Here is a 26,402-nt window from a genome sequence, read left to right on the forward strand (position 1 = left end):
CTCTCCGTACCCGCGGTGCCCCGGGCCGGCTTCCGCGAAACCGCTGATCGGACCCCGTTGTCAGTGGGGGGTCGTACGGTGGATGACATGCGGCCCGTTTCCCACATCGAACGCACGGTGGCGCCTTTCGAGGTCGTCAGTCCCTACCAGCCCAGCGGCGACCAGCCGGCGGCCATCGCCGAGCTGGCCAAGCGCGTCGAGGCAGGTGAGAAGGACGTCGTCCTGCTCGGCGCGACCGGCACCGGAAAGTCCGCGACCACCGCGTGGATGATCGAGAAGCTCCAGCGCCCCACCCTGGTGATGGCGCCGAACAAGACCCTGGCCGCCCAGCTGGCGAACGAGTTCCGCGAACTGCTGCCGAACAACGCGGTCGAGTACTTCGTCTCGTACTACGACTACTACCAGCCCGAGGCGTACGTCCCGCAGTCGGACACCTACATCGAGAAGGACTCCTCGATCAACGAGGAGGTCGAGCGCCTGCGCCACTCCGCGACCAATTCACTGCTCACCCGCCGTGACGTCGTCGTGGTCGCCTCGGTCTCCTGCATCTACGGCCTCGGCACCCCGCAGGAGTACGTGGACCGCATGGTCCCGCTCCGCGTCGGCGACGAGGTCGACCGCGACCAGCTGCTGCGCCGCTTCGTCGACATCCAGTACACGCGCAACGACCTGGCGTTCAGCCGCGGCACCTTCCGGGTGCGCGGCGACACCATCGAGATCTTCCCGGTCTACGAGGAGCTCGCCGTCCGCATCGAGATGTTCGGCGACGAGATCGAGGCCCTGTCCACGCTGCACCCGCTCACCGGCGAGATCATCAGCGACGACCAGCAGCTGTACATCTTCCCGGCCACCCACTACGTGGCGGGACCCGAGCGGCTGGAGCGGGCCGCCAACGACATCGAGAAGGAGCTGGGCGAGCGTCTGGCCGAACTGGAGAAGCAGAACAAGCTCCTGGAGGCCCAGCGCCTGCGCATGCGCACCACGTACGACCTGGAGATGCTCCGCCAGATCGGCTCCTGCTCCGGTGTCGAGAACTACTCGATGCACTTCGACGGCCGCGAGCCCGGCTCCCCGCCGAACACCCTGCTCGACTACTTCCCGGACGACTTCCTGCTCGTCATCGACGAGTCCCATGTCACCGTCCCGCAGATCGGCGCCATGTACGAGGGAGACGCCTCCCGCAAGCGCACCCTCGTCGACCACGGCTTCCGGTTGCCCTCCGCCCTGGACAACCGCCCGCTGAAGTGGGAGGAGTTCCAGGAGCGCATCGGGCAGACCGTCTACCTGTCGGCGACCCCCGGCAAGTACGAGCTCTCGCGTGGGGACGGCGCCGTCGAGCAGATCATCCGCCCCACCGGCCTGATCGACCCCGAGGTCGTGGTCAAGCCCACCGAGGGCCAGATCGACGACCTGGTGCACGAGATCCGCACACGGGTGGAGAAGGACGAGCGCGTCCTGGTCACCACGCTCACCAAGAAGATGGCCGAGGACCTCACGGACTACTTCCTGGAACTCGGCATCCAGGTGCGCTACCTGCACAGTGACGTCGACACGCTGCGCCGTATCGAGTTGCTGCGCGAGCTGCGCGCCGGCGAGTTCGACGTCCTGGTCGGCATCAACCTCCTGCGGGAGGGCCTCGACCTGCCCGAGGTGTCCCTGGTGGCGATCCTCGACGCCGACAAGGAGGGCTTCCTGCGCTCCGGCACCTCGCTGATCCAGACCATCGGCCGCGCGGCGCGCAACGTCTCGGGTCAGGTCCACATGTACGCCGACAAGATCACCCCGGGCATGGAGCGGGCCATCGAGGAGACCAACCGCCGCCGGGAGAAGCAGGTCGCGTACAACACGGCGAACGGCATCGACCCGCAGCCGCTCCGCAAGAAGATCAACGACATCGTCGCCCAGATCTCCCGTGAGGAGGTCGACACCGAGCAGCTGCTCGGCTCGGGCTACCGCGCGAAGAAGGACGGGCGCGGCACCCGGGCCCCGGTGCCCTCCCTCGGCGACAAGGCGGCCAAGGGCGCCAAGTCCAAGCCGGCCAAGGGCAAGTCCCGGGAGACGGTGCCGACGGACCGGCCCGCGGCCGAACTCGCCGAGCAGATCGAGGAGATGACGGCGCGTATGCGGGCCGCCGCCGCCGACCTCCAGTTCGAGGTCGCCGCCCGGATCCGCGACGAGGTCTCCGAGATGAAGAAGGAACTGCGGCAGATGAGGGAGGCGGGTCTGGCCTGACGGACCCCTGCGGTCGCTGTGCCCTCATCCCGCACGCGCTGTGTTGCAAGACCGACACAAAGTGCGGGCCTGGGTTCGGCACTGTCAGTGCCTTTGCGTAGGGTTTCCGTCAACCGCGGGCTCGCGGCAACAGGGGACAGCTCGAGAGGGGAATCAGCGCGTGACCGTCAACATGACCAAGGGTCAGGCCATCAGTCTTCAGAAGAACGACGGGGGCAGCCTGACCGCGGTGCGCATGGGTCTCGGCTGGCAGGCGGCCCCGCGGCGCGGCCTGTTCGGCTCCCGGACCCGGGAGATCGACCTCGACGCCTCCGCTGTCCTGTTCGCCGACAAGCAGCCGGTCGACGTCGTCTTCTTCCGTCACCTGGTGAGCGACGACGGCTCGGTCCGGCACACCGGTGACAACCTCGTCGGCGGTGTCGGTCAGGGCGGTGACGACGAGGCGATCCTCGTCGACCTCGCGCGCGTGCCGGTCCACATCGACCAGATCATCTTCACGGTGAACTCCTTCACCGGCCAGACGTTCCAGGAAGTGCAGAACGCCTTCTGCCGTCTGGTCGACGAGACCAACGGCCAGGAACTCGCGCGCTACACGCTGGCGGGCGGCGGAGCCTACACGGCCCAGATCATGGCGAAGGTGCACCGGGTGGGCGGGGGCTGGAACATGACGGCCCTCGGCGCGCCGGCCAACGGCCGCACCTTCCAGGACCTGATGCCCGCGATCCTGCCCGCGCTGTAGGGCGGAGAGCGGCACCCAAGACGACACCAGACGCGACGCAGGGGGACGACAGGCGATGACGGCCGAGCTCGTGCGGGGGCAGAACCACCCGCTCTCCCAGGTTCGCCTCGAGATCCGGGTCTCGGCCGGCCGGCCGGTCATGGCGGTTGCCACACTCGGCGACGAGAGCGGCAAGGTCCCCGGCGTCGAGTGGGTGGCCCACCCCGGCGTACCCACGCTGCCCGGCCTGGAGGTCTCCCGGCAGGCGGCCGCCGACCACCGCCTCGCGGTGGACCTGGACGCCGTGTCGGCGTCCGTGCACCGGGTCAGCGTCCTGCTCGCGCTGCCCGCGGGCGTCGGCGGGCCGGTCAGCTTCGGCTCGGTCGCGGCCCCCTTCGTCGCGGTCACCGGCCTCGACGGCACCGAGGTCGCCACCTACACCATCACCGGCCTGGAGGCGGAGTCGGCGGTCGTCGCGCTGGAGCTGTACCGGCGGCAGGGCGCCTGGAAGGTGCGCGCCGTCGGCCAGGGATACGCGGGCGGCCTCGCCGAACTCCTCACCGACCAGGGCCTGTCGCAGGCGCACCGACTCGCGACCGGCATCAACGACGCCGTGGTCCAGGGCCTGGCCCGCTCGGTGCCGGCGCCGCCGCGCACGGCCGACGGCGACCGCTCCCGGCAGGCGGCCGCGTCCGCCCTCGGCCCGGACCAGAGCGGCTCGCCGTACGGTGCGCAGGGCCCCCAGTCCGGCGCCGGACCGTACGGGGCGAACCAGAACCCGCAGGGCCCCTCGGGTACGGGCTACCCGGCGGGTGCCGCGCCGACGGATCCCGACGCCACCCAGCCGACGCCGACGACACCCACCACTGGTGGCTCGATCGACTACAGCCACCCCCGTCGGCAGAGCGCCGCTCCGCCCCCGCCGGCGCCCACCGCGCCCCCGGCCCAGCCCGGACAGCCGGCCCGGCCCGTCGCGGGTGACGCGACCGGCTGGTCCATGGAGGAGCGGCTCTACAACCAGGTCTGGGGCATGTTCGAGGACCTGGCCCGCAGCACGGCGGCGTACCGCAGTGCGGTCGACTTCGCCGACACGCGGATGGAGAGGGAGCTGGACCAGGTCCTGTCCGATCCGCGCGGCAGGATGGGCGGCCAGGGCGACGCCGCCCGCGAGGCGGCCCAGGCCAAGCACATCCAGCTCGTCGACCAGGCCCGGGAGGCCCTGGACCGCGACCTCGTCCAGCTGGGCGCCGAGGCCGATGTCGTCGAACCGGCACTGCCCGCGGCGTTCGCGCGCTGGGACAACCCCGTCTGGCACGCCTACCGCGTCCCCATGGAGATGCCCATGGCCGTGCGGCTGGGCGACCTCCACCTTCCGGAGAGCGATCCGCTGCACATCCCGATGCTGGTCAGGCTCCCGCTCGAACGCGGCCTGTGGATCGACAGCGGGCGGTCGGGCTCGTTCGACGGGTCGTTCGCCGACTCCCACGAGCTGCGTCGCCTCGCCATGGAGTCCGCCGTGGCGCACACGGCCCGGCTGCTGGCCGTGCATCCGGCGGACGAGTTCACCGTGCACGTCGTCGATCCGGCCGGTTCGGGCGCCCGGGAACTCGCGCCGCTGGTGCGGAGCGGCGTGCTCGCGGCCCCGCCCGCGGTCGGCGCGGCGGGTGTCGCGGCGGTCCTGGGGCGGCTCACCGAGCGGGTCGACCTGGTGCAGATGGCGGTGCGTGGCGGCATGGCGGACTCGCTGCCGCCCGGCTTCGACACGGCCCAGCAGCTCTTGGTCGTCAATGACTTCCCGCACGGCTTCGACGACCGTGCCGTGACCCAGCTGCGCTACCTGGCGGACGAGGGGCCCGGCGTCGGCGTCCACCTGATGATGGTGGCCGACCGGGAGGACGCCGACAGTTACGGTCCGTTGCTGGACCCGCTGTGGCGTGCGCTGCTGCGGCTGACGCCGGTGCCCGAGGACCACCTCGCCGATCCCTGGGTGGGGCATGCCTGGACGTATGAACCGAGCCTCGTGCCGCCCGGCAGCCAGGTGCTCCAGCAGGTCCTCGCTCAGGTGGCGGCGGCTCGCGCCAAGTATTAGTAAAGGCTCCTGAGCAGGGGACTTGGTATTTATTTTGCCAATCGCTTTACCTTTTCTTGGTGGTTGGGGTACTGTTTTCCTCACGGAGGGGAGTACTCCCTGCTGCGGCGTTCCCGTCAATACGGATCAGGCCTGATCCCGGGGCGTCGGCCCGTTTCGGGTGGAAGAGACCTCCGGCAGCGCGACGACGCTGATTACCTGCCGTTACGTACTGTCGGAGGCGCAGTGAATGTTTCCCTGGCCCTATGGGTCTCCACCATCGTGGGCCTTGCCGCCCTCATCGCGGTCGACTTCTTCATCGGCCGCAAACCGCACGACGTGTCGATCAAGGAAGCGGGGATCTGGACCGTCGTCTGGATCGCCCTGGCCGGGCTCTTCGGAGTCGGGTTGCTCCTCTTCGGCGGCGGTGAGCCGGCCGGCGAGTTCTTCGCGGGCTTCATCACCGAGAAGTCGCTCAGCGTCGACAACCTCTTCGTCTTCGTCCTGATCATGGCGAAGTTCGCGGTCCCGTCGCAGTACCAGCAGCGGGTCCTGCTCGTCGGCGTCCTCATAGCCCTGGTCCTGCGGGCGATCTTCATCGCCGCGGGCGCCGCGATCCTCGCCAGCTTCGCGTGGGTGTTCTACCTCTTCGGCGCCTTCCTGATCTGGACCGCCTGGAAGCTCATCCAGGAGGCCCGGTCCGACGAGGAGGACGAGGAGTTCGAGGAGAACAAGCTGCTCAAGGCCGTGGAGAAGCGGTTCGGCGTGGCCGACCGCTATCACGGCACGAAGCTGTGGATCGAGCAGAACGGCAAGCGGGTCATGACCCCGATGCTGGTCGTGATGCTCGCGATCGGCACCACCGACGTGCTCTTCGCCCTCGACTCGATCCCCGCGATCTTCGGCCTGACGCAGGACCCGTACATCGTCTTCACCGCCAACGCGTTCGCGCTGATGGGTCTGCGCCAGCTCTACTTCCTCATCGGTGGCCTACTGCGGAAGCTGGTCCATCTCAGCTACGGCCTGTCGATCATCCTGGGCTTCATCGGCGTGAAGCTGGTGCTGCACGCCCTGCACGAGTCCGGGGTCCACGTCCCCGAGATCAGCATCCCGGTCTCGCTCGGCGTCATCTGCTTCGTCCTGATCGTCACCACGATCACCAGCCTGCGGGCTTCCAGGAAGCAGGCGGCGGCCGAGGCGGCGCGGACGGAGAGCGAAGGCGCTCCGAAGGACAGCATCGAGGCCTGACCACGGAGGACGTAGGAACAACCACCCCCGGGAGCGGTGCGCGGCGAATTGCCGAGCGCCGCTCCCGGTGCTTCGTTGGAGCTGGGCGTTTCCACTCGGGGACGCCGGTTCCGGGTGGAGGCACCGTGGGCACATCGCAGAGGTTCGTCCAGATCGTCGAGTTCGAGACCGACCGCATCGATGAGATGCGGGCGCTGGCCGAGGAAGGGGACCAGGGCCTCGCGGGCCGAGCCGACGGTCCCAAGCGCCGCCTCGTCCTCAAGGACCGCAACCAGCCGAACCGCTACCTCGCGGTGATCGAGTTCGACTCCCACGAGGAGGCCATGCGCAACAGCGACGACCCGGAGACGGGCAAGTTCGCGGAGCGGATGGCCGCGCTCTGTACCCGACCCCCGTCCTTCACCGACTGCGACGTGCAGGACACGACCGACTTCAGGTGACGGCAGTCGCGCACCCGCCCGTCCGGCCCGTCCCACCCGCGCGGGCGGGACGGGCCGGACGGGCCGGACGGGCGGGACAGGCCGGAATGCGGAGCCCCCACGGCTCTGCGACGATCGCTGCATGATCGCTCGGCTCAGGTCGGTCACGACCCGGTGGACAGCTTTCGTGCCGGCGCTGGCGGTCGTCCTGCTGGCCCTGACCTGGGGACGCGACCTGCCGGGCGCGGTCGTCGCCGTGGTGACGCTGGTCCTCGCCGGAGCGGTCCTGGCCGCCGTGCACCACGCGGAGGTCGTCGCCCACCGGGTCGGTGAACCCTTCGGATCCCTCGTCCTCGCGGTCGCCGTGACGATCATCGAGGTCGCCCTGATCGTCACCCTGATGGTGGACGGCGGCGACAAGAGCTCGACCCTGGCCAGGGACACGGTCTTCGCGGCCGTGATGATCACCTGCAACGGCATCGTCGGCCTGTGCCTCCTGGTCGCCTCGCTGCGCCACGGCACGGCGATCTTCAATCCGGAGGGCACCGGCGCGGCGCTGGCGACCGTCGCGACCCTGGCCACGCTCAGCCTGGTCCTGCCGACCTTCACCACCAGCAAACCGGGCCCGGAGTTCTCCACCGTCCAGCTCACCTTCGCCGCACTGTCCTCACTGGTCCTGTACGGCCTGTTCGTGGCGACCCAGACCATCCGGCACCGCGACTACTTCCTGCCGATCACCCGGCAGGGAGAGGTGATCACCGCCGACGACCATGCCGGCGTCCCCACCTCCCGGACCGCCTGGATCAGCCTCGGGCTGCTCGGCCTGGCGTTGATCGGCGTGGTGGGCCTCGCCAAGGGCGTCTCGCCCACGATCGAGTCCGGAGTGGACGCCGCCGGACTGCCCCAAGCGGTGGTCGGTGTGATCATCGCGCTGCTCGTGCTGCTCCCCGAGACGATCGCCGCGCTGCGCTGCGCCCGCCGCGACCGGGTGCAGACCAGCCTCAACCTCGCCCTCGGCTCCGCGATGGCCAGCATCGGTCTCACGGTCCCGGCGGTCGCCCTGGCCTCCGTCTGGCTCTCCGGGCCGCTCGTCCTCGGCCTCGGCCCCACCCATATGGTGCTGCTCGTGCTGACCGTCGTGGTCAGCTCGCTGACGGTGGTACCGGGACGGGCCACGCCGTTGCAGGGCGGCGTCCATCTCGTGCTGTTCGCGGCCTACCTGGAGCTGGCGATCAATCCGTAGCCGGCCGCACGGCGGCCACCCGCACCGGCCGGGTCTCCGGCAACAGCGCGAAGCAGCCCAGGCTGAGCAGCGCGATCCCCGTCAGATAGGCGCCCACACCCCAGGGGACACGCCCCGAGTGCTCGGCGAGGGCGGTCGCCACGATCGGCGTGAGCGCACCCCCGAGGACACCGCCCAGGTTGTAGCCGACCGCCGCACCGGTGCAGCGCACGCGCGGCGCGTAGAGCTCCGGCAGATACGCCGAGATCACCGCGAACATCGTGACGAAGGCGAGCAGCGCCCCCAGGAAGCCGAGGAACATCGGCAGCGGCTGGCCGGTCGAGAGCAGCGCGACCAGCGGGAACATCCACAGCGCCGCCGCCGCGCAGCCCACGAGGCACAACGGCCGGCGGCCGTAGCGGTCGCCGAGCATCGCCATCACGGGCGTCAGCGCCCCCTTCACCACGACGGCGGCCATGATGCAGACCAGCATGACCGTGCGGCTGACCCCCAGCCGTTCCGTCGCGTACGCCAGGGACCAGGTCGTCACCGCGTAGAAGATCGCGTACCCGACGGCGAGCGCGCCGGCGGTCAGCAGGACGAGCCGCCAGTGGTCGCGCACGACCTCGGCGAACGGCATACGCGCGTGGTCGTCGATCTCCAGGAACCGGGGGCTCTCGGGCAGCGACGACCGGAGCCACAGCCCGAGCACGGCCAGCGCCCCGGCCGCCCAGAAGGGCACCCGCCACCCCCACTGCGTGAACTGCGCCTCCGTCAGCGTCACCGACAGGACCAGTACCACCCCGTTGGCGAGCACGAAGCCCACCGCGGGGCCGACCTGCGGGAAGCTCGACCACAGCCCACGCCGCTCGGCGGGCGCGTGTTCCGCGGTCAGCAGCACCGCACCGCCCCACTCCCCGCCGAGCCCCAGCCCCTGGAGGAAACGCAGGACGAGCAGCAGCAGGGGAGCGGACACCCCGATCGTGTCGTACGTCGGCACGCAGCCGACCGCGACCGTCGAGGCGCCGGTCAGCAGCAGGGAGGCGACCAGGACCGGCCGGCGTCCGCGCCGGTCCCCGATGTGCCCGAACAGCACCGAGCCCAGCGGCCGCGCCACGAACCCCACGCCGAACGTCGCGAAGGCGGCCAGCGTCCCCGCCAGCGGCGAGAACGTCGGGAAGAACAGCGGCCCCAGGACCAGCGCGGCCGCGGTCCCGTAGACGAAGAAGTCGTAGAACTCGATGGCCGTCCCGGCGAGCGAGGCCGCCGCGAGCCGTGGCATGGAGGGAGCCTTCACGGTGTGTACGTCGTGCATGCCGCGTCAACTACCCACAGTGACGACGGGTTACGGGGGCGTGCGGGGGCGCGGAACGCCGCGAGGGGGCTCAGTAGGTCACGGTGATGCGCCGCGCGGGACCGTCGACACGGATCGTGCCGCCGTAGGGGATGACGAGTTGCGGGTCGGTGTGGCCGAAGTCCACGTCGAAGACGGCCAGGGTGTCGGGCGCGTACGTCCGCAGCGCGCGCTCCACCGCCGCGCGCTGCTCGGCCGCGTAACGGGCGGCCTCCTCCGGGCCGTTGGGGCGTTCGAAGGACCAGCTCTTGGCCCGGGCCATCAGTATCGCGGGGAAGCGCCGCAGCAGACCGCGCTCGCCCATGTTGCGCAGGATCCGGAAGACCTCCGTGGCGCTCGGCAGCTCCTCCGACGTCTCCAGGATCAGCACCCCGCCGTCGTACGCCGCAGGGTCGCGTGCGATCTCGCGGTCGGCCATCAGCAGCCAGGAGAGGATTTCCAGGTTGCCGCCCCAACTGCGGCCCTCCACCACGCGGTCGGCGTTGACCCAGCTCCAGCCGGCGCCGGGCCGGCTGTCGGGCTCCGACTCGAAGGTCGCCGGGTCGGCCCAGTCGCGGTTGACGTCGTTCCACCGCTCGGCGGGCCGCAGCTCGTAGGGGCCCGAGGTGAACAGCGCGGCGCGCAGCGAGTCGGCGGTCAGCGGGTGCAGGGCGCCCGGGCGTCCGAGCTCGACCATCACCGTCGTGCCGTGGTAACCGACGACGCCGGCGTTGTACAGGAACGCGAGCAGGTTGGTGTTGTCGCTCGTCCCGAAGAACGGCTTGGGGTTGGCGCGCAGCAACTCCCGGTCCAGCAGCGGCAGTACGGTGATCTGGTCGTCGCCGCCGATCGACGCGACCACCGCCTTGACGTCCGGGTCGGCGAACGCGGCGTGGAGGTCGTCGGCGCGCTCCTGCGGGGTCGACCCCATCCTGCGCGTCGTCGGGTACTCGACGGGCTCCAGACCGAACTCCTCGCGCAACCGCTCCAGCCCCAGTTCGTAGGGGCGCGGGAAGAGCCCGGGCAGACCCGCGGAGGGCGACACGACGGCTATGCGGTCGCCGGGCGCGGGCTTCGGAGGATACGAGGGCGCCGTCATGCCGGGAGGGTACGGCCTGCTGCCCTGCGGTTTCACCGTGATAAACCGGACCGAGCGGCGGCCCCCGACGGGCCGTCCACGAACGGACCGGAGGAACCTTGCCCCGCAGCCTGGCCAACGCCCCGATCATGATCCTGAACGGCCCCAACCTGAACCTCCTGGGCCAGCGCCAGCCGGAGATCTACGGTTCCGACACGCTCGCCGACGTCGAGGCGCTGTGCGTCGAGGCGGCGGCCGCGCACGGCGGCACCGTGGACTTCCGGCAGTCCAACCACGAGGGTCACCTGGTCGACTGGATCCACGAGGCGCGGCTCAACCACTGCGGCATCGTGATCAACCCGGGCGCCTACTCGCACACGTCGGTCGCCATCCTGGACGCCCTCAACACCTGCGACGGCCTGCCGGTGCTGGAGGTCCACATCTCCAACATCCACCAGCGCGAGTCGTTCCGACACCACAGTTACGTCTCGCTGCGCGCCGACGGCGTCATCGCGGGCTGCGGCGTGCAGGGCTACGTGTTCGGCGTGGAGCGCGTCGCCGCGCTGGCCGGGCCGACGAAGGCCGACGCGTAAGCACCGGCCACTAGGAGCACGACCCTTACAGCCGGCCCGCCTCCACGATCCGCCGCAGGAAGCGCTGGGTGCGCTCCTGCCGCGGATCGCCGAAGAGCTGCTCGGCGCTGCCCCGCTCCAGCACGACGCCTCCGTCCAGAAAACAGACCTGGTCGGCGACCTCGCGCGCGAAGCCCATCTCATGGGTGGCGAGCACCATGGTCATGCCGTCGGCCTTCAGATCGCGGACGACGTTCAGGACCTCGCCCACCAGCTCCGGGTCGAGGGCCGCCGTGATCTCGTCGAGCAGCAGCAGCCGTGGACGCACGGCCAGCGCGCGCACGATCGCGACCCGCTGCTGCTGGCCGCCGCTGAGCCGGTCGGGATACTCGTCGGCCTTACCGGCCAGCCCGAGCCGCTCCAGGAGCTCCCTGGCGTGTGTCTCGGCCTGCGCGCGGGCGACGCCGTGCACACGGCGCGGGGCGAGCGTGATGTTCTCCAGCACCGTCATGTGCGGGAACAGGTTGTACGCCTGGAAGACCACGCCGATCCGGCGCCGCACCGCGTCCTGGTCCACGCGCGGGTCGGTGATCTCCTCACCGTCCAGCCAGATCGCGCCGTCGTCGATGTCCTCCAGCAGGTTGGCGCAGCGCAGCAACGTGGACTTGCCGGAGCCGGAGGCGCCGATGAGCGCCGTCACCGTGTGCGGGGCGACCTCCAGGGCGACGTCGCGCAGGACGACGGACCCGCCGAAGGTCTTGCGCACGGACTCCATCCGCAGCACCGGAGTCGGCGGCGGCGGAGTCTCCAGGACCGGAGCGTCGCTCATGTCGTTCCTCCCTGGGCCCGCTGACGGTCCATCCGGGCCGTCACCCAGTCGGTGAAGCGGGTCATCGGGATGGTCAGGGCCACGAAGACCAGTCCCGCGACGATGTACGGCGTGTAGTTCAGGCTGCGGCCCACGATGATGTCCGCCGCGCGGACGGCGTCGATCGCGCCGCCGATCGAGACGAGACCGGTGTCCTTCTGGAGCGACACCAGGTCGTTCAGCAGCGGCGGCACCTGGCGGCGCACGGCCTGGGGGAGCACCACGAAACGCAGCGCCTGCCGGTTGTTCAGGCCCAGCGAGCGGGCCGCGGCGCGCTGGGAGGGGTGCACGGACTCGATGCCCGCGCGGAACACCTCGGCGACGTACGCCGAGTACGTCAGCGTCAGTGCCGTACCGCCGAGCAGTACGGGGTCGACGGTCACACCCTGGAGCCGAAGTGCCGGGACGCCCAGCACCACGATCATCAGGTTGATGATCAGCGGCAGACCGCGGAAGAAGTCCGTGTACGCCGCCGCCAGCGCCCGCAGCGGGAAGAACACGGGCCCCCGCAGGGTGCGGGCCACGGCGATGAGCATGCCGAGCACGAGCACGGCGACGCCGCAGATCAGCAGCAGTCTGACGTTCAGCCAGAGCCCTTCGAGGACCTTGGGGAACGCCTCGCGCGCGTACTGCCCGTTGAAGAAGGTCTCCTTGGCGCGCGGCCAGCCGGGCGCGCCGACGACCACCAGGTAGAGGACGGCGCCCGTGACCAGGGTCGACAGCGCGGCGATCGCGGTGGCGCGGCGGGCACGCGTGCGCCTGTAGCGCTCGCGCTCCAGGCGCCGCCGCGAGGGGACGTAGCCGTCGTCGGGGGCGCCCTCGCCGCCCCCAAAGACGTCGTCCTCGTCCGCGCCTTCCCGGCCGGACTCGTCCTTCGTGACCGTCACTTGAGCACCGGGGCGTCGACGGCGTCGGAGAGCCACTGCTGCTCGATCTTCGCCAGGGTGCCGTCCTCGCGGAGGGCGTCCACGGCACCGGTCACGCAGGAGGTGAGCGCGCTGCCCTTGTCGAGCACGAGCCCGAACTGCTCGGGGGTGCCGCCCTGGTTCTCGAACTGGCCGACGATCTCGGCGTCCGTGACCTCGGCGGACGTGATGTAGAAGGCGGTCGGCAGGTCGGTGACGATGGCGTCGACCTGGCCGTTCTTCAGTGCGGACTTGGCCTGGTCGTTCTTGGCGTATACGGCCGCGTCCCGGGTCGGCTTCACCACGTCGTCGATGTAGTCGAGGCTGGTCGTGCCGACCTGGGCGCCCAGCTTGAGGCCCTTGAGGTCCGCGATGTCGGTCGCCTCGGCGGCCTTCGTGCCCTTCAGGGCGATGACGGCCTGACGGACGTCGTAGTAGCCGGACGAGAAGTCCACGGCCTTCTTGCGCTCGTCGCTGATCGACACCTGGTTGATGTCGAAGTCGAAGGTCTTCACGCCCGGTGCGAAGGCCTTGTTGAACGGCACGCTCTGCCAGACCACGGCGCTCTTGTCGTAACCGAGCTGCTCCGCCACTGCGTACGCCACCGCCGACTCGAAGCCCTCGCCGTTGGCCGGCTTGTCGTCCTTGAACCACGGCTCGTACGCGGGCTGGTCGGTCGCGATCGTCAGCTTGCCGGAGGTCTCGGTGGCCAGTTTGCCCTTGGCGCAGGTGTTCGCGCTCGAACCGGAAGGCGTCGAGGCCGCCTTCTCCTCCGGCTGCGGGGCGCAGCCGACAGCGGTCGCGAGGAGGGCCACGGTGGCGCCGGCGACGGCACGGCGCAGTACACGAGGGGCGAGGTGCATGGCGGGAGAGTGGCAGCGAAAACCCCTGTTTGTCGAGGTCACACCCGCACATGTCCGCATGCTGGGAACGGGTGTTGCGTTCTCGTGAACAGACCCGCCCGACCCGCCTGGGCCGCCCGACCAGCCCGACCCGCCTGGGCCGCCGGCCGAGGGCGGGGATCGTAGACCGGCGGCCCGATCCGCGCCGGAGCCGTCATCCCGCGCGGAACCGCTACCAGTTGACCGTGCAACCACGAGTGCGGGGAGCGCGTGCGGGGGACCGGCGCGTGCGCACGTTTCACACGGGGCGCGCGTCCGGCAAGGCACGCCCCGTGTGAGGAGAACTCACCACCCGCGCGCGTGCCACTCCGGAAGGTGCGGCCGCTCCGCGCCCAGCGTGGTGTCGTTGCCGTGGCCCGGATAGACCCAGGTCTCGTCCGGCAGCACGTCGAAGATCTTCGTCTCGACGTCGCGGATGAGACGGGCGAACGCCTCCGCGTCCTTGCGGGTATTTCCCACGCCGCCGGGGAAGAGGCAGTCGCCGGTGAACACGTGGGGGTGGCCGTGCGGGTCGTCGTAGACCAGGGCGATCGAGCCGGGCGTGTGCCCGACCAGATGGCGCGCGGTGAGCTCGACGTTCCCCACCCGGATGACGTCACCGTCGTCGACCGGGACGTCGGTCGCCACGGGGATCCCCTCGGCGTCCTCCCGGCCCGCGTAGGTGCGCGCGCCCGTGGCCGCCACGACCTCGGCGAGCGCCTGCCAGTGGTCGCCGTGCTGATGCGTGGTGACGACGGAAGCGATGCCGTCGTCACCGATCGTGCCGAGCAGGGCGTGCGCGTCGTTGGCCGCGTCGATCAGCAGCTGCTCGTCCGTGGCCCGGCAGCGCAGCAGATAGGCGTTGTTGTTCATCGGGCCGACCGCGATCTTGGTGATCATCAGGTCCTTGAGCTCGTGCACGTCCGCCGGTCCGCCGACCGTCACCTCGCCGCTGTACGTCATGGCGGCAGCCTATAGCGGCGGAAGGGCCGGCAGCGGCCCGCCGTCCGTCGTCAGTCCGGAACCGTCCCGGCGCCCGGCGAGCCAGCCCAGGAGGTCCGCGGGGGTGCCGGTGACTGTCACCTCGGGCCGGTCGGCCGCACGGCCCGTGTGCCACGCGCGTGTGCCGTCCGTCAGGCGTGTCGGCGGTACGTCGGCACGCCCGGTGAACCGCTCCGCCAGGAAGTCGATCTCCCGCGCGGTGAACTCCTCCGGCAGGTCCTCCAGCTCATAGCCGATGCCGAGGTCCACGGCGTGCAGCTCCACCTCCACCCACCGCCGGAACGGCACGCGGGCCGCCGTGTCGACGACCCCGTTGCGCAGCTCCACCGTGCGTGACCAGTCGGCGGGCGCGGCTCCCGTCGTCTGGAAGCGGGCCGCGCTCTCCCGTACGTCCGTGAGCTGGACGTCCAGGGGGCGCGGGGCGTCCCGCTCGATGTCGGCGTCGCGGACATGCGCGTCGGCGTACATCGGACGGCCCTCGAGGACGTTCACGAGGGCGTCCGCGTTGCGGGCGATGTGAGACAGGACATGTCCGCGACTCCAGCCGGGCAGGCGTGACGGCTCGGCCACCGACGCGTTGTCCAGTTTGGCGACTGCGGTGAGGAGCCGCTCGGTCGCGTCACGTACAGACTCCAGGTCATGAGCGTGATCAATCATGGTGCTGACCCTAGCCTCGCCACCCCTTCGGGTGAAGGTGGTCGACCGAGCCCGCAAATCGAATGCGCGTGCTATAAGGTCGGTGGCGGCGTCGGGCATGCTGGAAGGCCGGGGATTGTTGTGAACCGGTGAATCCCGACCGGCGTTGTCAGTGGCTCGCCCTAGTCTGAAGAAGACGGGGGCCCCGCCCCTGTCACTTCTCTCAAGAAAGGTGCGGACCGGCGTGGCCGACCGTCTCATCGTCCGTGGCGCGCGCGAGCACAACCTCAAGAATGTCTCGCTCGACCTGCCACGCGACTCGCTCATCGTCTTCACGGGCCTGTCGGGGTCGGGCAAGTCCTCGCTGGCCTTCGACACCATCTTCGCCGAGGGCCAGCGGCGCTACGTCGAGTCCCTCTCCTCGTACGCCCGCCAGTTCCTCGGCCAGATGGACAAGCCGGACGTCGACTTCATCGAGGGCCTCTCCCCGGCCGTCTCCATCGACCAGAAGTCGACCTCGCGCAACCCGCGCTCCACGGTCGGCACCATCACCGAGGTCTACGACTACCTGCGCCTGCTCTTCGCGCGCATCGGCAAGCCGCACTGCCCCGAGTGCTCCCGGCCGATCACGCGCCAGTCGCCGCAGGCCATCGTCGACAGGGTCCTGGAGCTGCCCGAGGGAAGCCGCTTTCAGGTGCTGTCGCCACTGGTGCGCGAGCGCAAGGGAGAGTTCGTCGACCTGTTCGCCGACCTCCAGACCAAGGGCTACTCCCGCGCGCGGGTCGACGGCGAGACGATCCAGCTGTCCAGCCCGCCCACGCTGAAGAAGCAGGAGAAGCACACCATCGAGGTGGTCATCGACCGCCTCACGGTGAAGGAGTCCGCCAAGCGCAGGCTCACCGACTCGGTGGAGACCGCCCTCGGCCTCGCCGGCGGCATGGTCGTGCTCGACTTCGTCGACCTCCCCGAGGACGACCCCGAGCGCGAGCGCATGTACTCGGAGCACCTGTACTGCCCGTACGACGACCTGTCCTTCGAGGAGCTGGAGCCCCGCTCCTTCTCCTTCAACTCGCCCTTCGGCGCCTGCCCCGAGTGCTCCGGCATCGGCACGCGCATGGAGGTCGACCCCGAGCTGATCGTCCCGGACGAGGACAAGTCCCTCGACGAGGGCGCCATCCACCCCTGGTCGCACGGCCACACCAAGGACTACTTCGGCCGGCTGATCGGCGCCCTCGCGGACGCGCTCGGCTTCCGTACGGACATTCCCTTCGCGGGGCTGCCGCTGCGCGCCAGGAAGGCCCTGCTGCACGGCCACAAGACGCAGATCGAGGTCCGCTACCGCAACAGGTACGGGCGCGAGCGCCTCTACACGACCCCCTTCGAGGGCGCCCTTCCGTTCGTGAAGCGCCGGCACGGCGAGGCCGAGAGCGACGCCAGCCGTGAGCGCTTCGAGGGCTATATGCGCGAGGTGCCCTGCCCCACCTGTCAGGGCACGCGCCTCAAGCCGCTCGTCCTCGCGGTCACGGTCATGGGGAAGTCCATCGCCGAGGTCTCCGCGATGTCCATCAGCGACTGCGCGGACTTCCTGGGCGAGCTGAAGCTCGACGCCCGCGACAAGAAGATCGCCGAGCGGGTCCTGAAGGAGGTCAACGAACGACTGCGGTTCCTCGTCGACGTCGGTCTGGACTACCTCTCGCTCAACCGCGCGGCCGGCACCCTCTCCGGCGGCGAGGCCCAGCGCATCCGCCTGGCCACCCAGATCGGCTCCGGCCTCGTCGGCGTCCTGTACGTCCTCGACGAGCCGTCCATCGGCCTGCACCAGCGCGACAACCACCGGCTGATCGAGACCCTGGTCCGACTGCGGGACATGGGCAACACGCTGATCGTCGTCGAGCACGACGAGGACACCATCAAGGTCGCCGACTGGATCGTCGACATCGGCCCCGGCGCCGGCGAGCACGGCGGCAACGTCGTGCACAGCGGCGGCCTGAAGGAACTGCTCGCCAACACCGAGTCGCAGACCGGGCAGTACCTGTCCGGCAAGAAGGCGATCCCGGTGCCCGACATCCGGCGCCCGCAGGACCCCTCCCGCAGGCTCACCGTCCACGGCGCCCGCGAGAACAACCTCCAGGACATCGACGTGTCCTTCCCGCTGGGCGTGTTCACGGCGGTCACCGGCGTATCCGGCTCCGGCAAGTCGACGCTGGTCAACGACATCCTGTACACGCACCTGGCCCGCGAACTGAACGGCGCGAGGAGCGTGCCGGGGCGGCACACGCGCGTGGACGGCGACGACCTCGTCGACAAGGTCGTGCACGTCGACCAGTCGCCCATCGGCCGTACCCCGCGCTCCAACCCGGCCACGTACACCGGTGTCTTCGACCACGTCCGCAAGCTGTTCGCGGAGACCACGGAGGCGAAGGTCCGCGGCTATCTGCCCGGCCGCTTCTCCTTCAACGTCAAGGGCGGCCGCTGCGAGAACTGCGCGGGCGACGGCACGATCAAGATCGAGATGAACTTCCTCCCGGACGTCTACGTCCCGTGCGAGGTCTGCCACGGCGCCCGATACAACCGGGAGACCCTGGAGGTCCACTACAAGGGCAAGTCCATCGCCGAAGTCCTGAACATGCCGATCGAGGAGGCGACGGAGTTCTTCGAGGCCGTCCCCGCGATCGCCCGCCACCTCAACACCCTGAAGGACGTCGGCCTCGGCTACGTCCGGCTCGGGCAGGCCGCTACCACCCTGTCCGGCGGCGAGGCCCAGCGTGTGAAGCTCGCCAGCGAGCTGCAGAAGCGCTCCACCGGCCGCACGGTCTACGTCCTTGACGAGCCGACCACGGGCCTGCACTTCGAGGACATCAGCAAGCTGCTGAAGGTGCTGGCCGGCCTGGTCGACAAGGGCAACACGGTCATCGTCATCGAGCACAACCTCGACGTGATCAAGACCGCCGACTGGGTCGTCGACATGGGTCCCGAGGGCGGCGCCGGCGGTGGCCTCGTCATCGCCGAGGGCACGCCGGAGGAGATCGCCGCAGTGTCGACCAGCCACACCGGCAAGTTCCTGCGGGAGGTTCTCGGCGCCGACCGGATCAGCGACGCGGCTCCGGTCAAGGCCCCGCGCAAGGCGGCGGCGAAGAAGACGGTCGCGGCGAAGACGACGGCGCGCAAGACCGCGACCGCCAAGACGACGACCGCCAAGACGGCCACGGCCAGGACGACCGCCGCGAACAACACGGCGGCCAAGAAGGCGGCCGGGGCGACGACGAAGGCGACCCCCGCGAAGAAGGCCACGCGGGCCCGCAAGGCCTGACGGGACACGGGCCGCGAGGCCCGATGGAAGACCCGGGCCGAGAGGTCCGGCGAGCTGCGTGAAAGGTACGGCGCCCCGCGGGAACTCCCCGCGGGGCGCCGTACGCCGTGTTGTCGACTGTCCCGGCAACCTCTAGGACAGGTCCGGGAAGCCACCCAGCTCGGAGGCGTACGGCGGCTCCGCGCCGGCCCGGGAGCAGGTGATCGCCGCCGCGCGGGCGGCGAACCGCAGCAACTGCTCCCAGCCGTCGGCGCCCAGGTCCGCGAGGCCCGCCGCGGACAGGGCGTCCCGCACCGAAAGGCCGTGCAGCAGCGCGGCGTTCACGGTGTCCCCGGCTCCGATGGTGTCCACCACGTCCACCTGTTCGCCCGGCACCGAGTACACGGCCCCGCCCCGGGTGAGGGCGGTCAGCCCGTCGCCGCCCTGGGTGATCACCACGGCCGAGGGGCCGGCGGACAGCCACTCGCGCGGGGTGCCGCCCAGCCACTCGGCGTCCTCCGCGGAGAGCTTGAGCAGGGACACCGAGGGCAGCCAGCTCTTGAAGCGGGCCCGGTAGGCGTCGGCGTCGGGGATCAGCCCGGCCCGGATGTTCGGGTCGAGCGCCGTGAACAGACCCTGTGACGCGGCGGTCCGCATCAGCTCCTCGTACGCGCTCGCGCCCGGTTCCAGGGCGAGCGAGCAGGTGCCGAAGGACACCGCGCGCGTGCCCGGGGGCAGTGTGTCCGGGGCCGTGAACAGGCGGTCGGCGGTGCCGTCGACGTAGAAGGAGTAGGCGGCCGAACCGTTCCCGTCGAGGGTGGCGACCGCGAGCGTGGTCGGCTCGGCGCCGCGCTGCACCGCGGACACGTCCACGCCCGACTTGCGCAACCCGGCGAGCAGCGCCTCGCCGAAGGCGTCCCGCGAGGTGCGGGAGCAGAAGGCCGTGGGGGAGCCCAGGCGGCCGAGGGCGACGGCCGTGTTGTAGGGGCCGCCGCCCAGCGCCGGCTGGAGGCCCGCGAGGGCGCCCGCGCCCTGCGGTACCAGGTCGATCAGGGCCTCACCGGCGACGACGATCACGGGGCGGTTCCTTTCGCTGGCTGTCTGCGACTGCTCGGACCGTGTCCGCGGGGCAGCCGCACGAGGTGCGACGGACGCGGGAGCAGGTGAGCCCGCCGGCCGGGAAGCTACCCCATGCGGAGCCGCGCGCAAAAGCGAGGCCTGCGCCGTAGTCCGCGGTAGTCCGCCGAAGCCGGCCGCAGTCCGTCGAGGGCCGCCGACGGCCGGGGTTCACTCCCAGTCCCAGCCGATGCCGACCATGCCCGACCGCACCCGCGGCTCGACGAGGTGCACCGAACGGTGCCGGCCGCTGAGCGGCAGCTCCTGGCGGCCGCCGCGCGGGGCCGCCGCCGAGTGCTGGGTGAACCGGTGGCAGCGCACCGGCAGGGCGCTCTCGGCGAAGCGGACCTGGAGGGCGTACTGGCCGCCCGCCGCGCCGAAGCCGCGGACGTACTCGCGGGACACGTCGGCGGTGCCGTCCTCGACGGCGTAGCGGAAGAGGAAGGTGTCCCCGGCCCTCAGCCGGGTGTCGAAGAGGAGTTCGGCCACCAGCACCCCGGTGTCGTGGTGGCTGCGGACACGGCCGGCCCGGCAGTTCTCCAGGGCGTGCACCGTCATCCGTTCCGGTGCGCAGCCCGGGTCGCCGTGATGGACGGCCACGAAACGGTCGACGCCGTCGCGGTGGGCGCGCACGATGTGCTGCGACTCGCGTCCCAGCAGCTCACGGCGCGACCCGATACGGACCCGCTCGTGGTGCCCCAGGGTGTGCAGCCCCCCGTCGACGGGGCACTCCAGTTCGCCGAGCAGTTGTTCGAGGATCCCGGAGGCCTCCAGGAGCGAGCGGTAGGAGCGGCCCGCGGACGGCCCGGTCGCCGTGCCGCCGTCGCCGGCGTCGGGCTCCGCGAGCAGCCGGATCAGGGACTCGTCCGGCAGGTGCAGGATCTCCTCCAGCGCACGCACGGCGCGCAGCGACTCGGGGCGTTGCGGCCGCCGGGCGCCCTGCTGCCAGTAGCTCAGACTGGTCACGCCCACCTTCACCCCGTAGCGCGACAGATGGTGCTGGACGCGTTGCAGGGGCAGGCCACGGGCGGCGATCGCGGCACGCAGCGCCACATGGAAAGGACCGCCTCGCAGGGCCGTGTCCAGTTCCGCGGAGGTGGCGTCGACGGCGGCGTCCGCGTGCTGTGTGGCGTGCGGCATGCAGGGGCCTCTCTGTGAAAGCGCACGACGGCTGGTCGGACCGTTCGTGTGGGTGGTGGGGGCCTTTCCGGCGTCGCCGGAGCTCCTTCACATCCGTAGGGCGGCCCTCAGGGCCCGAGTTCCCCCGCATTGAAGCGTGTTGACCAAGTCCCGACAACACCTGATGCCCGAGTGGCACGTGCGTGTGGCCGAGTCGACGCCTCCGGGCCCCGCCCCCGGCGCCCCGCTTGTCCACAGCCCCGTCGGACACCCGACCGTTGTCCACAGCCCACCGGAGTGTCACCCCGCGCCAGTAGGGTGTGAGACATGGCCGACCCCTCCAGCTACCGCCCCAAGCCGGGACAGATCCCGGACTCCCCGGGGGTGTACCGATTCCGCGACGAGCACCGCCGGGTGATCTACGTCGGGAAGGCGAAGAGCCTGCGCCAGCGCCTGGCGAACTACTTCCAGGACCTGTCCGGCCTCCACCCGCGCACCCGCACCATGGTGACCACGGCCGCGTCGGTGGAGTGGACGGTGGTGTCCACGGAGGTCGAGGCGCTCCAGCTGGAGTACTCCTGGATCAAGGAGTACGACCCCCGGTTCAACGTCAAGTACCGCGACGACAAGAGCTATCCCTACCTCGCGGTGACGATGAACGAGGAGTTCCCGCGCGTCCAGGTGATGCGCGGCCACAAGAAGAAGGGCGTCAGGTATTTCGGACCGTACGCGCACGCGTGGGCGATCCGGGACACCGTCGACCTGCTCCTGCGGGTCTTCCCCGTACGCACCTGCTCCGCCGGCGTCTTCAAGAACGCCGCCCGCACCGGCCGGCCCTGTCTGCTCGGCTACATCGGCAAGTGCTCCGCCCCGTGCGTCGGCCGGGTCTCCGCCGACGAGCACAGGGAACTGGCCGAAGAGTTCTGCGACTTCATGACGGGCCGCACCGGCACCTACCTCCGTCGGCTGGAGAAGCAGATGGTGGACGCGGCCGAGGCCATGGAGTACGAGCGGGCCGCCCGTCTGCGCGACGACATCGAGGCCCTGAAGAAGGCCATGGAGAAGAACGCGGTCGTGCTCGCGGACGCGACCGACGCCGACCTGATCGCGGTCGCCGAGGACGAGCTGGAGGCTGCCGTCCAGATCTTCCACGTCCGCGGCGGCCGCGTACGCGGCCAGCGCGGCTGGGTGACCGACAAGGTCGAGGACGTCACGACCGGCGCCCTCGTCGAGCACGCCCTCCAGCAGCTGTACGGCGAGGAGCGAGGCGACTCCGTCCCCAAGGAGGTCCTGGTCCCCGCCCTGCCCGAGCCCGTCGAACCCGTCCAGGAGTGGCTGACCGAGCGCCGCGGGTCCAACGTGTCGCTGCGCATCCCGCAGCGGGGCGACAAGAAGGCCCTGATGGAGACGGTCGAGCGCAACGCTCAGCAGGCGCTCGTGCTGCACAAGACCAGGCGCGCCTCCGACCTGACCACGCGCTCGCGTGCCCTGGAGGAGATCGCCGAGGCCCTCGACCTGGACAGCGCGCCACTCCGGATCGAGTGCTACGACATCTCCCACCTCCAGGGCGACGACGTGGTGGCCTCCATGGTCGTCTTCGAGGACGGCCTCCAGCGCAAGAGCGAGTACCGCCGCTTCCAGATCAAGGGCTTCGAGGGCCAGGACGACGTCCGCTCCATGCACGAGGTGATCACCCGCCGCTTCCGGCGCTATCTCGCCGAGAAGGAGCGGACGGGGGAGTGGACCGACGGCGAGAACCCGCTCGCCGACACCACCGGTACGGCCCTCACCGACACCGCCGAAGCGCCCCTCGGCCGCAGTCTCAAGGACGATGACGGGCGCCCCAAGCGCTTCGCGTACCCGCCCCAGCTCGTCGTCGTCGACGGCGGACAGCCGCAGGTCGCGGCGGCCAAGCGGGCGCTGGACGAGCTGGGTATCGACGACATCGCCGTCTGCGGCCTCGCCAAGCGGCTGGAAGAGGTCTGGGTGCCGGACGACGACGACCCGGTCGTCCTGCCGCGCAGCAGCGAGGGTCTCTATCTGCTCCAGCGCGTCCGTGACGAGGCCCACCGCTTCGCCCTCACCTACCAGCGCACCAAGCGGGCCAAGCGTTTCCGCGCCGGCCCCCTGGACGAGGTGCCCGGCCTCGGCGAGGCGCGCAAGCAGGCGCTGATCAAGCACTTCGGCTCGGTCAAGAGGCTGCGGGCCGCGACGATCGACCAGATCTGCGAGGTGCCGGGCATAGGCCGCAAGACGGCCGAGACCATCGCCGCGACCCTCGCCCGGGCGGCATCACCTGCCCCCGCCGTGAACACGGCGACCGGAGAGATCATTGATGATGAGGAACCCGTCACGACGGTGGGTTCCCCCGGAGATCCCGTGACGACGGGCGCCCCGGAAGAACGACGGGGGCAGGAGACATGACCGAGCACGACGCACACCCCACAGCCGAGCAGGAACAGACGCCCACTACTGTGCCCACAGCCGCGCCCCAGCAGGGACCCAGGGAACCCGGCGAGGATTCCACCACGCACCCCGCGGTCCCCGACAGCCCTCAGCAAGAAGTACGCCAGGAAGACGGAGCACAGGTGAGTACGGACGTCACGCCGCCCGGGATCCCCGACGCGGCCATCCCCGAGCTGGTGATCATCTCCGGCATGTCCGGGGCCGGCCGCTCGACGGCAGCCAAGTGCCTGGAGGACCTCGGCTGGTTCGTCGTCGACAACCTTCCGCCCGCCCTGATCCCCACCATGGTGGAGCTGGGCGCCCGCTCCCAGGGCAATGTGGCGCGGATCGCGGTCGTCGTCGACGTCCGCGGCCGGCGCTTCTTCGACAACCTCCGCGAGTCCCTCGCCGACCTCGAGGCGAAGGGCGTCACCCGGCGGATCGTCTTCCTGGAGTCCTCCGACGACGCCCTGGTGCGCCGTTTCGAGTCCGTGCGCCGCCCGCACCCCCTCCAGGGCGACGGCCGCATCGTCGACGGCATCGACGCCGAGCGCGAGCTGCTGCGTGAGCTGCGCGGCGACGCCGACCTGGTCATCGACACCTCCAGCCTCAACGTCCACGAACTGCGCGCCAAGATGGACGCCCAGTTCGCCGGTGACGAGGAGCCCGAGCTGCGGGCCACCGTGATGTCCTTCGGCTTCAAGTACGGCCTGCCGGTCGACGCCGACCTGGTCGTGGACATGCGCTTCCTGCCCAACCCGCACTGGGTCCCGGAGCTGCGCCCCTACACCGGCCTCAACGAGGAGGTCTCGGCGTACGTCCTCAACCAGCCCGGCGCCAAGGAGTTCCTCGACCGGTACGCCGAGCTCCTCCAGCTGGTCGCCGCGGGCTACCGCCGGGAGGGCAAGCGCTATGTGACGATTGCGGTCGGCTGTACGGGCGGCAAGCACCGCTCGGTGGCCATGTCGGAGAAGCTCGCCGCGCGTCTCGCGGCCGAGGGCGTGGAGACGGTGGTCGTGCACCGGGACATGGGACGGGAATGACAGGACGTTCTCCACGGCTCGGCCGACTGCGCAGGAGCGCCTCCGACGGGCGCGTGGTCCGGCCGGCCGAGGCACGCGGCGGCAAACCGCGCCGCCGCGGCACCCAGCCCAAGGTCGTCGCCCTCGGCGGCGGCATGGGACTGTCCGCCTCGCTCACCGCGCTGCGCCGGATCACCGGCGACCTCACCGGGGTCGTCACGGTGGCCGACGACGGTGGTTCCAGCGGACGGCTGCGTGAGGAGCTGGGCGTCCTGCCGCCCGGTGACCTGCGCAAGGCGCTGGCCGCGCTGTGCGGTGACGACGACTGGGGCCAGACCTGGGCCCGGGTCATCCAGCACCGTTTCCAGTCGCAGGGCGAGATCAACGGCCACGCGGTGGGCAATCTGCTGATCGTCGCCCTGTGGGAGCAGCTCGGCGACCACGTCATGGCTCTGGACCTGGTCGGCAAGCTGCTGGGCGCGCAGGGGCGTGTGCTGCCCATGTCGGCCGTGCCGCTGGAGCTCCAGGCGCTGGTCAAGGGGCACGATCCGGAGCGGCCGGACGACGTCGACACGGTCCGGGGACAGGCGACCGTGGCGTTGACGCCCGGCGAGGTGCAGTCCGTGCACCTGGTGCCGCACGACCCGCCGGCCGTCCCGGAGGCGGTCGACGCCGTGCTGGACGCCGACTGGGTGGTGCTCGGACCCGGTTCCTGGTTCTCCTCGGTCATGCCGCACCTGCTGGTGCCGGATCTGCTGGACGCCCTCATGGAGACGAGGGCGCGCAAGGTGCTCTCCCTGAACCTCGCCCCGCAGCCCGGAGAAACCGACGGCTTCTCCCCGCAGCGTCATTTGGAGGTTTTGGGACGACACGCCCCTAAACTCGCCCTGGACGTGGTGTTGGCCGACGTGGCCGCCGTGCCCGACCGCGACTCGCTGACCGACGCCGCCAAACGGTTCGGGGCCGCGGTCGAGCTGGCGCCGGTGGCCCGGCCCGACGGAACCCCGAGGCATGACCCGGAGCTGTTGGCTGCCGCGTACGACCGTATTTTTCGGATGCATGGAAGGATCGGCCCATGGCGATGACGGCAGCGGTGAAGGACGAGATCTCCCGGCTACCCGTCACCCGGACCTGCTGCAGAAAGGCGGAGGTCTCCGCCATTCTGCGGTTCGCCGGCGGCCTCCACCTGGTGAGCGGGCGGATCGTGATCGAGGCGGAGCTGGACACGGCGATGGCGGCCCGCCGGCTCAAGCGGGACATCCTGGAGATCTTCGGGCACAGCTCGGAGCTGATCGTGATGGCTCCCGGCGGTCTGCGTCGCGGCTCGCGCTATGTGGTGCGGGTGGTCGCGGGCGGTGACCAGCTGGCCCGGCAGACGGGACTCGTCGACGGCCGAGGCCGCCCGATCCGGGGTCTGCCCCCGCAGGTGGTCTCCGGCGCGACCTGTGACGCGGAGGCGGCCTGGCGCGGAGCGTTCCTGGCGCACGGCTCGCTCACCGAGCCCGGCCGCTCGTCCTCCCTGGAGGTGACCTGCCCGGGCCCGGAGGCCGCGCTCGCGCTGGTCGGCGCCGCCCGTCGGCTGTCCATCGCCGCGAAGGCCCGTGAGGTGCGCGGGGTGGACCGGGTGGTGGTCCGTGACGGTGACGCGATCGGCGCGCTGCTCACCCGGCTGGGCGCGCACGAGTCGGTGCTGGCCTGGGAGGAGCGGCGGATGCGCCGCGAGGTGCGGGCCACGGCGAACCGCCTCGCGAACTTCGACGACGCGAACCTGCGCCGCTCGGCGCGGGCGGCCGTCGCCGCCGGGGCCCGTGTCCAGCGCGCCCTGGAGATCCTCGCGGACGAGGTGCCCGAGCATCTCGCGGCGGCCGGCCGGCTCCGTATGGACCACAAGCAGGCCTCCCTGGAGGAGCTGGGCGCGCTCGCCGATCCGCCGCTGACGAAGGACGCGGTCGCCGGGCGGATCCGCCGACTGCTGGCGATGGCCGACAAGCGGGCCTCCGACCTCGGCATCGCGGGCACGGACGCCAACCTCAGCGACGACCTCGCCGACAATCTGGTCGGCTGACCGACAGTCGCACAGCTGCTGATGGTTCTTCAGAAACGCCGGTGGTGCCGCCCGTTCGGGTGACACCACCGGCGTTTGCGTGGCTATGAGGCGCTCTTGACTGGATCATGAACTGTCATGAGCCTGGCAGGGTTCGCTGCTGGGGCGAACTCAGGCTAGGGGGG

21 protein-coding genes are annotated in these 26,402 nt (G+C 70.8%); 12 read left to right on the plus strand and 9 right to left on the minus strand.

The genetic code is table 11. The annotated features are described in order from the left end of the window. The first annotated feature begins 87 nt into the window (after positions 1 to 87). The 6 genes from uvrB (at position 88) to ACIRPU_RS24585 (ending at position 7,928) form a co-directional block, all read left to right on the plus strand. Positions 88 to 2,232: an excinuclease ABC subunit UvrB gene (gene uvrB, locus ACIRPU_RS24560; protein WP_403870826.1), complete on the plus strand. Its 2,145-nt coding sequence runs from the start codon at positions 88 to 90 to the stop codon at positions 2,230 to 2,232. Between the two features lie 160 nt (positions 2,233 to 2,392). Beyond that, on the plus strand, positions 2,393 to 2,971 hold the full coding sequence (locus ACIRPU_RS24565; protein ID WP_057599421.1) for a TerD family protein: 579 nt from the start codon (positions 2,393 to 2,395) through the stop codon (positions 2,969 to 2,971). A gap of 55 nt (positions 2,972 to 3,026) precedes the next feature. After that, positions 3,027 to 5,039 (plus strand): TerD family protein, encoded by a 2,013-nt coding sequence (locus ACIRPU_RS24570; protein ID WP_403870829.1) that lies wholly within the window; start codon positions 3,027 to 3,029, stop codon positions 5,037 to 5,039. 225 nt (positions 5,040 to 5,264) lie between these two features. Beyond that, on the plus strand, positions 5,265 to 6,266 hold the full coding sequence (locus tag ACIRPU_RS24575) for a TerC/Alx family metal homeostasis membrane protein (RefSeq protein WP_355703796.1): 1,002 nt from the start codon (positions 5,265 to 5,267) through the stop codon (positions 6,264 to 6,266). A 125-nt stretch (positions 6,267 to 6,391) separates the two neighbouring features. Continuing rightward, positions 6,392 to 6,706, plus strand: coding sequence for a hypothetical protein (locus ACIRPU_RS24580; RefSeq protein ID WP_403870833.1), 315 nt, complete (start codon positions 6,392 to 6,394; stop codon positions 6,704 to 6,706). Positions 6,707 to 6,827: 121 nt separating this feature from the next. After that, positions 6,828 to 7,928: a calcium:proton antiporter gene (locus ACIRPU_RS24585; protein WP_403870837.1), complete on the plus strand. Its 1,101-nt coding sequence runs from the start codon at positions 6,828 to 6,830 to the stop codon at positions 7,926 to 7,928. Here the strand turns inward: ACIRPU_RS24585 and ACIRPU_RS24590 are convergent. Next, positions 7,918 to 9,189, minus strand: a complete 1,272-nt coding sequence (locus tag ACIRPU_RS24590) for an MFS transporter (protein WP_403870840.1) — start codon at positions 9,187 to 9,189, stop codon at positions 7,918 to 7,920. The genes ACIRPU_RS24585 and ACIRPU_RS24590 overlap by 11 nt on opposite strands. A gap of 103 nt (positions 9,190 to 9,292) precedes the next feature. After that, positions 9,293 to 10,339: a S66 peptidase family protein gene (locus tag ACIRPU_RS24595; RefSeq protein ID WP_403870843.1), complete on the minus strand. Its 1,047-nt coding sequence runs from the start codon at positions 10,337 to 10,339 to the stop codon at positions 9,293 to 9,295. A gap of 98 nt (positions 10,340 to 10,437) precedes the next feature. On the opposite strand from ACIRPU_RS24595, the gene aroQ reads away from it, so the two are divergent. Further along, complete coding sequence (aroQ, locus tag ACIRPU_RS24600; protein ID WP_403870846.1) at positions 10,438 to 10,911, plus strand: type II 3-dehydroquinate dehydratase; 474 nt, start codon at positions 10,438 to 10,440, stop codon at positions 10,909 to 10,911. A 25-nt stretch (positions 10,912 to 10,936) separates the two neighbouring features. Here the strand turns inward: aroQ and ACIRPU_RS24605 are convergent, their stop codons facing one another. The 5 genes from ACIRPU_RS24605 to ACIRPU_RS24625 form a co-directional block, all read right to left on the minus strand. Then, positions 10,937 to 11,719 (minus strand): amino acid ABC transporter ATP-binding protein, encoded by a 783-nt coding sequence (locus ACIRPU_RS24605; RefSeq protein ID WP_403870849.1) that lies wholly within the window; start codon positions 11,717 to 11,719, stop codon positions 10,937 to 10,939. Next, positions 11,716 to 12,645: an amino acid ABC transporter permease gene (locus ACIRPU_RS24610; protein ID WP_403870852.1), complete on the minus strand. Its 930-nt coding sequence runs from the start codon at positions 12,643 to 12,645 to the stop codon at positions 11,716 to 11,718. Before ACIRPU_RS24610 ends, ACIRPU_RS24605 begins: the two co-directional genes overlap by 4 nt. Further along, on the minus strand, positions 12,642 to 13,526 hold the full coding sequence (locus tag ACIRPU_RS24615) for an ABC transporter substrate-binding protein (protein WP_403870855.1): 885 nt from the start codon (positions 13,524 to 13,526) through the stop codon (positions 12,642 to 12,644). The genes ACIRPU_RS24610 and ACIRPU_RS24615 overlap by 4 nt, the downstream gene beginning before the upstream one ends. A gap of 324 nt (positions 13,527 to 13,850) precedes the next feature. Then, entirely contained in the window at positions 13,851 to 14,507 is a 657-nt protein-coding gene (locus ACIRPU_RS24620; RefSeq protein ID WP_403870858.1) for an MBL fold metallo-hydrolase, read from the minus strand. A gap of 9 nt (positions 14,508 to 14,516) precedes the next feature. Further along, a complete protein-coding gene (locus ACIRPU_RS24625) occupies positions 14,517 to 15,203 on the minus strand; it encodes a maleylpyruvate isomerase family mycothiol-dependent enzyme (protein ID WP_403870861.1) in 687 nt (228 codons plus the stop codon). A 223-nt stretch (positions 15,204 to 15,426) separates the two neighbouring features. Here ACIRPU_RS24625 and uvrA point away from each other — a divergent pair, with 223 nt between their 5' ends. Further along, positions 15,427 to 18,492 (plus strand): excinuclease ABC subunit UvrA, encoded by a 3,066-nt coding sequence (gene uvrA / locus ACIRPU_RS24630; protein ID WP_403870864.1) that lies wholly within the window; start codon positions 15,427 to 15,429, stop codon positions 18,490 to 18,492. A 132-nt stretch (positions 18,493 to 18,624) separates the two neighbouring features. On the opposite strand, the gene ACIRPU_RS24635 is transcribed toward uvrA, so the two are convergent. Together ACIRPU_RS24635 and ACIRPU_RS24640 are read right to left on the minus strand one after the other, a co-directional pair. Continuing rightward, positions 18,625 to 19,548, minus strand: coding sequence for a carbohydrate kinase (locus ACIRPU_RS24635; RefSeq protein ID WP_403870867.1), 924 nt, complete (start codon positions 19,546 to 19,548; stop codon positions 18,625 to 18,627). A gap of 210 nt (positions 19,549 to 19,758) precedes the next feature. Beyond that, a complete protein-coding gene (locus tag ACIRPU_RS24640) occupies positions 19,759 to 20,727 on the minus strand; it encodes a hypothetical protein (protein ID WP_403870870.1) in 969 nt (322 codons plus the stop codon). A gap of 306 nt (positions 20,728 to 21,033) precedes the next feature. Here ACIRPU_RS24640 and uvrC point away from each other — a divergent pair, with 306 nt between their 5' ends. The 4 genes from uvrC to whiA are packed head-to-tail and all read left to right on the plus strand — an operon-like array spanning position 21,034 to position 26,238. Further along, positions 21,034 to 23,130 carry an excinuclease ABC subunit UvrC gene (uvrC, locus tag ACIRPU_RS24645; protein WP_403870873.1) on the plus strand — a complete coding sequence of 699 codons (2,097 nt, stop codon included), beginning with the start codon at positions 21,034 to 21,036 and terminating at the stop codon, positions 23,128 to 23,130. Beyond that, on the plus strand, positions 23,127 to 24,194 hold the full coding sequence (gene rapZ / locus ACIRPU_RS24650) for an RNase adapter RapZ (RefSeq protein ID WP_403870876.1): 1,068 nt from the start codon (positions 23,127 to 23,129) through the stop codon (positions 24,192 to 24,194). Before uvrC ends, rapZ begins: the two co-directional genes overlap by 4 nt. Then, entirely contained in the window at positions 24,191 to 25,258 is a 1,068-nt protein-coding gene (yvcK, locus tag ACIRPU_RS24655; protein WP_403870879.1) for a uridine diphosphate-N-acetylglucosamine-binding protein YvcK, read from the plus strand. The genes rapZ and yvcK overlap by 4 nt, the downstream gene beginning before the upstream one ends. Further along, a complete protein-coding gene (gene whiA / locus ACIRPU_RS24660; RefSeq protein ID WP_355703812.1) occupies positions 25,249 to 26,238 on the plus strand; it encodes a DNA-binding protein WhiA in 990 nt (329 codons plus the stop codon). Before yvcK ends, whiA begins: the two co-directional genes overlap by 10 nt. Positions 26,239 to 26,402: the final 164 nt, after the last annotated feature.

Source organism: Streptomyces sp. NPDC102259 (assembly GCF_044766465.1).
In the GTDB taxonomy this organism is placed as follows: Bacteria; Actinomycetota; Actinomycetes; order Streptomycetales; family Streptomycetaceae; genus Streptomyces.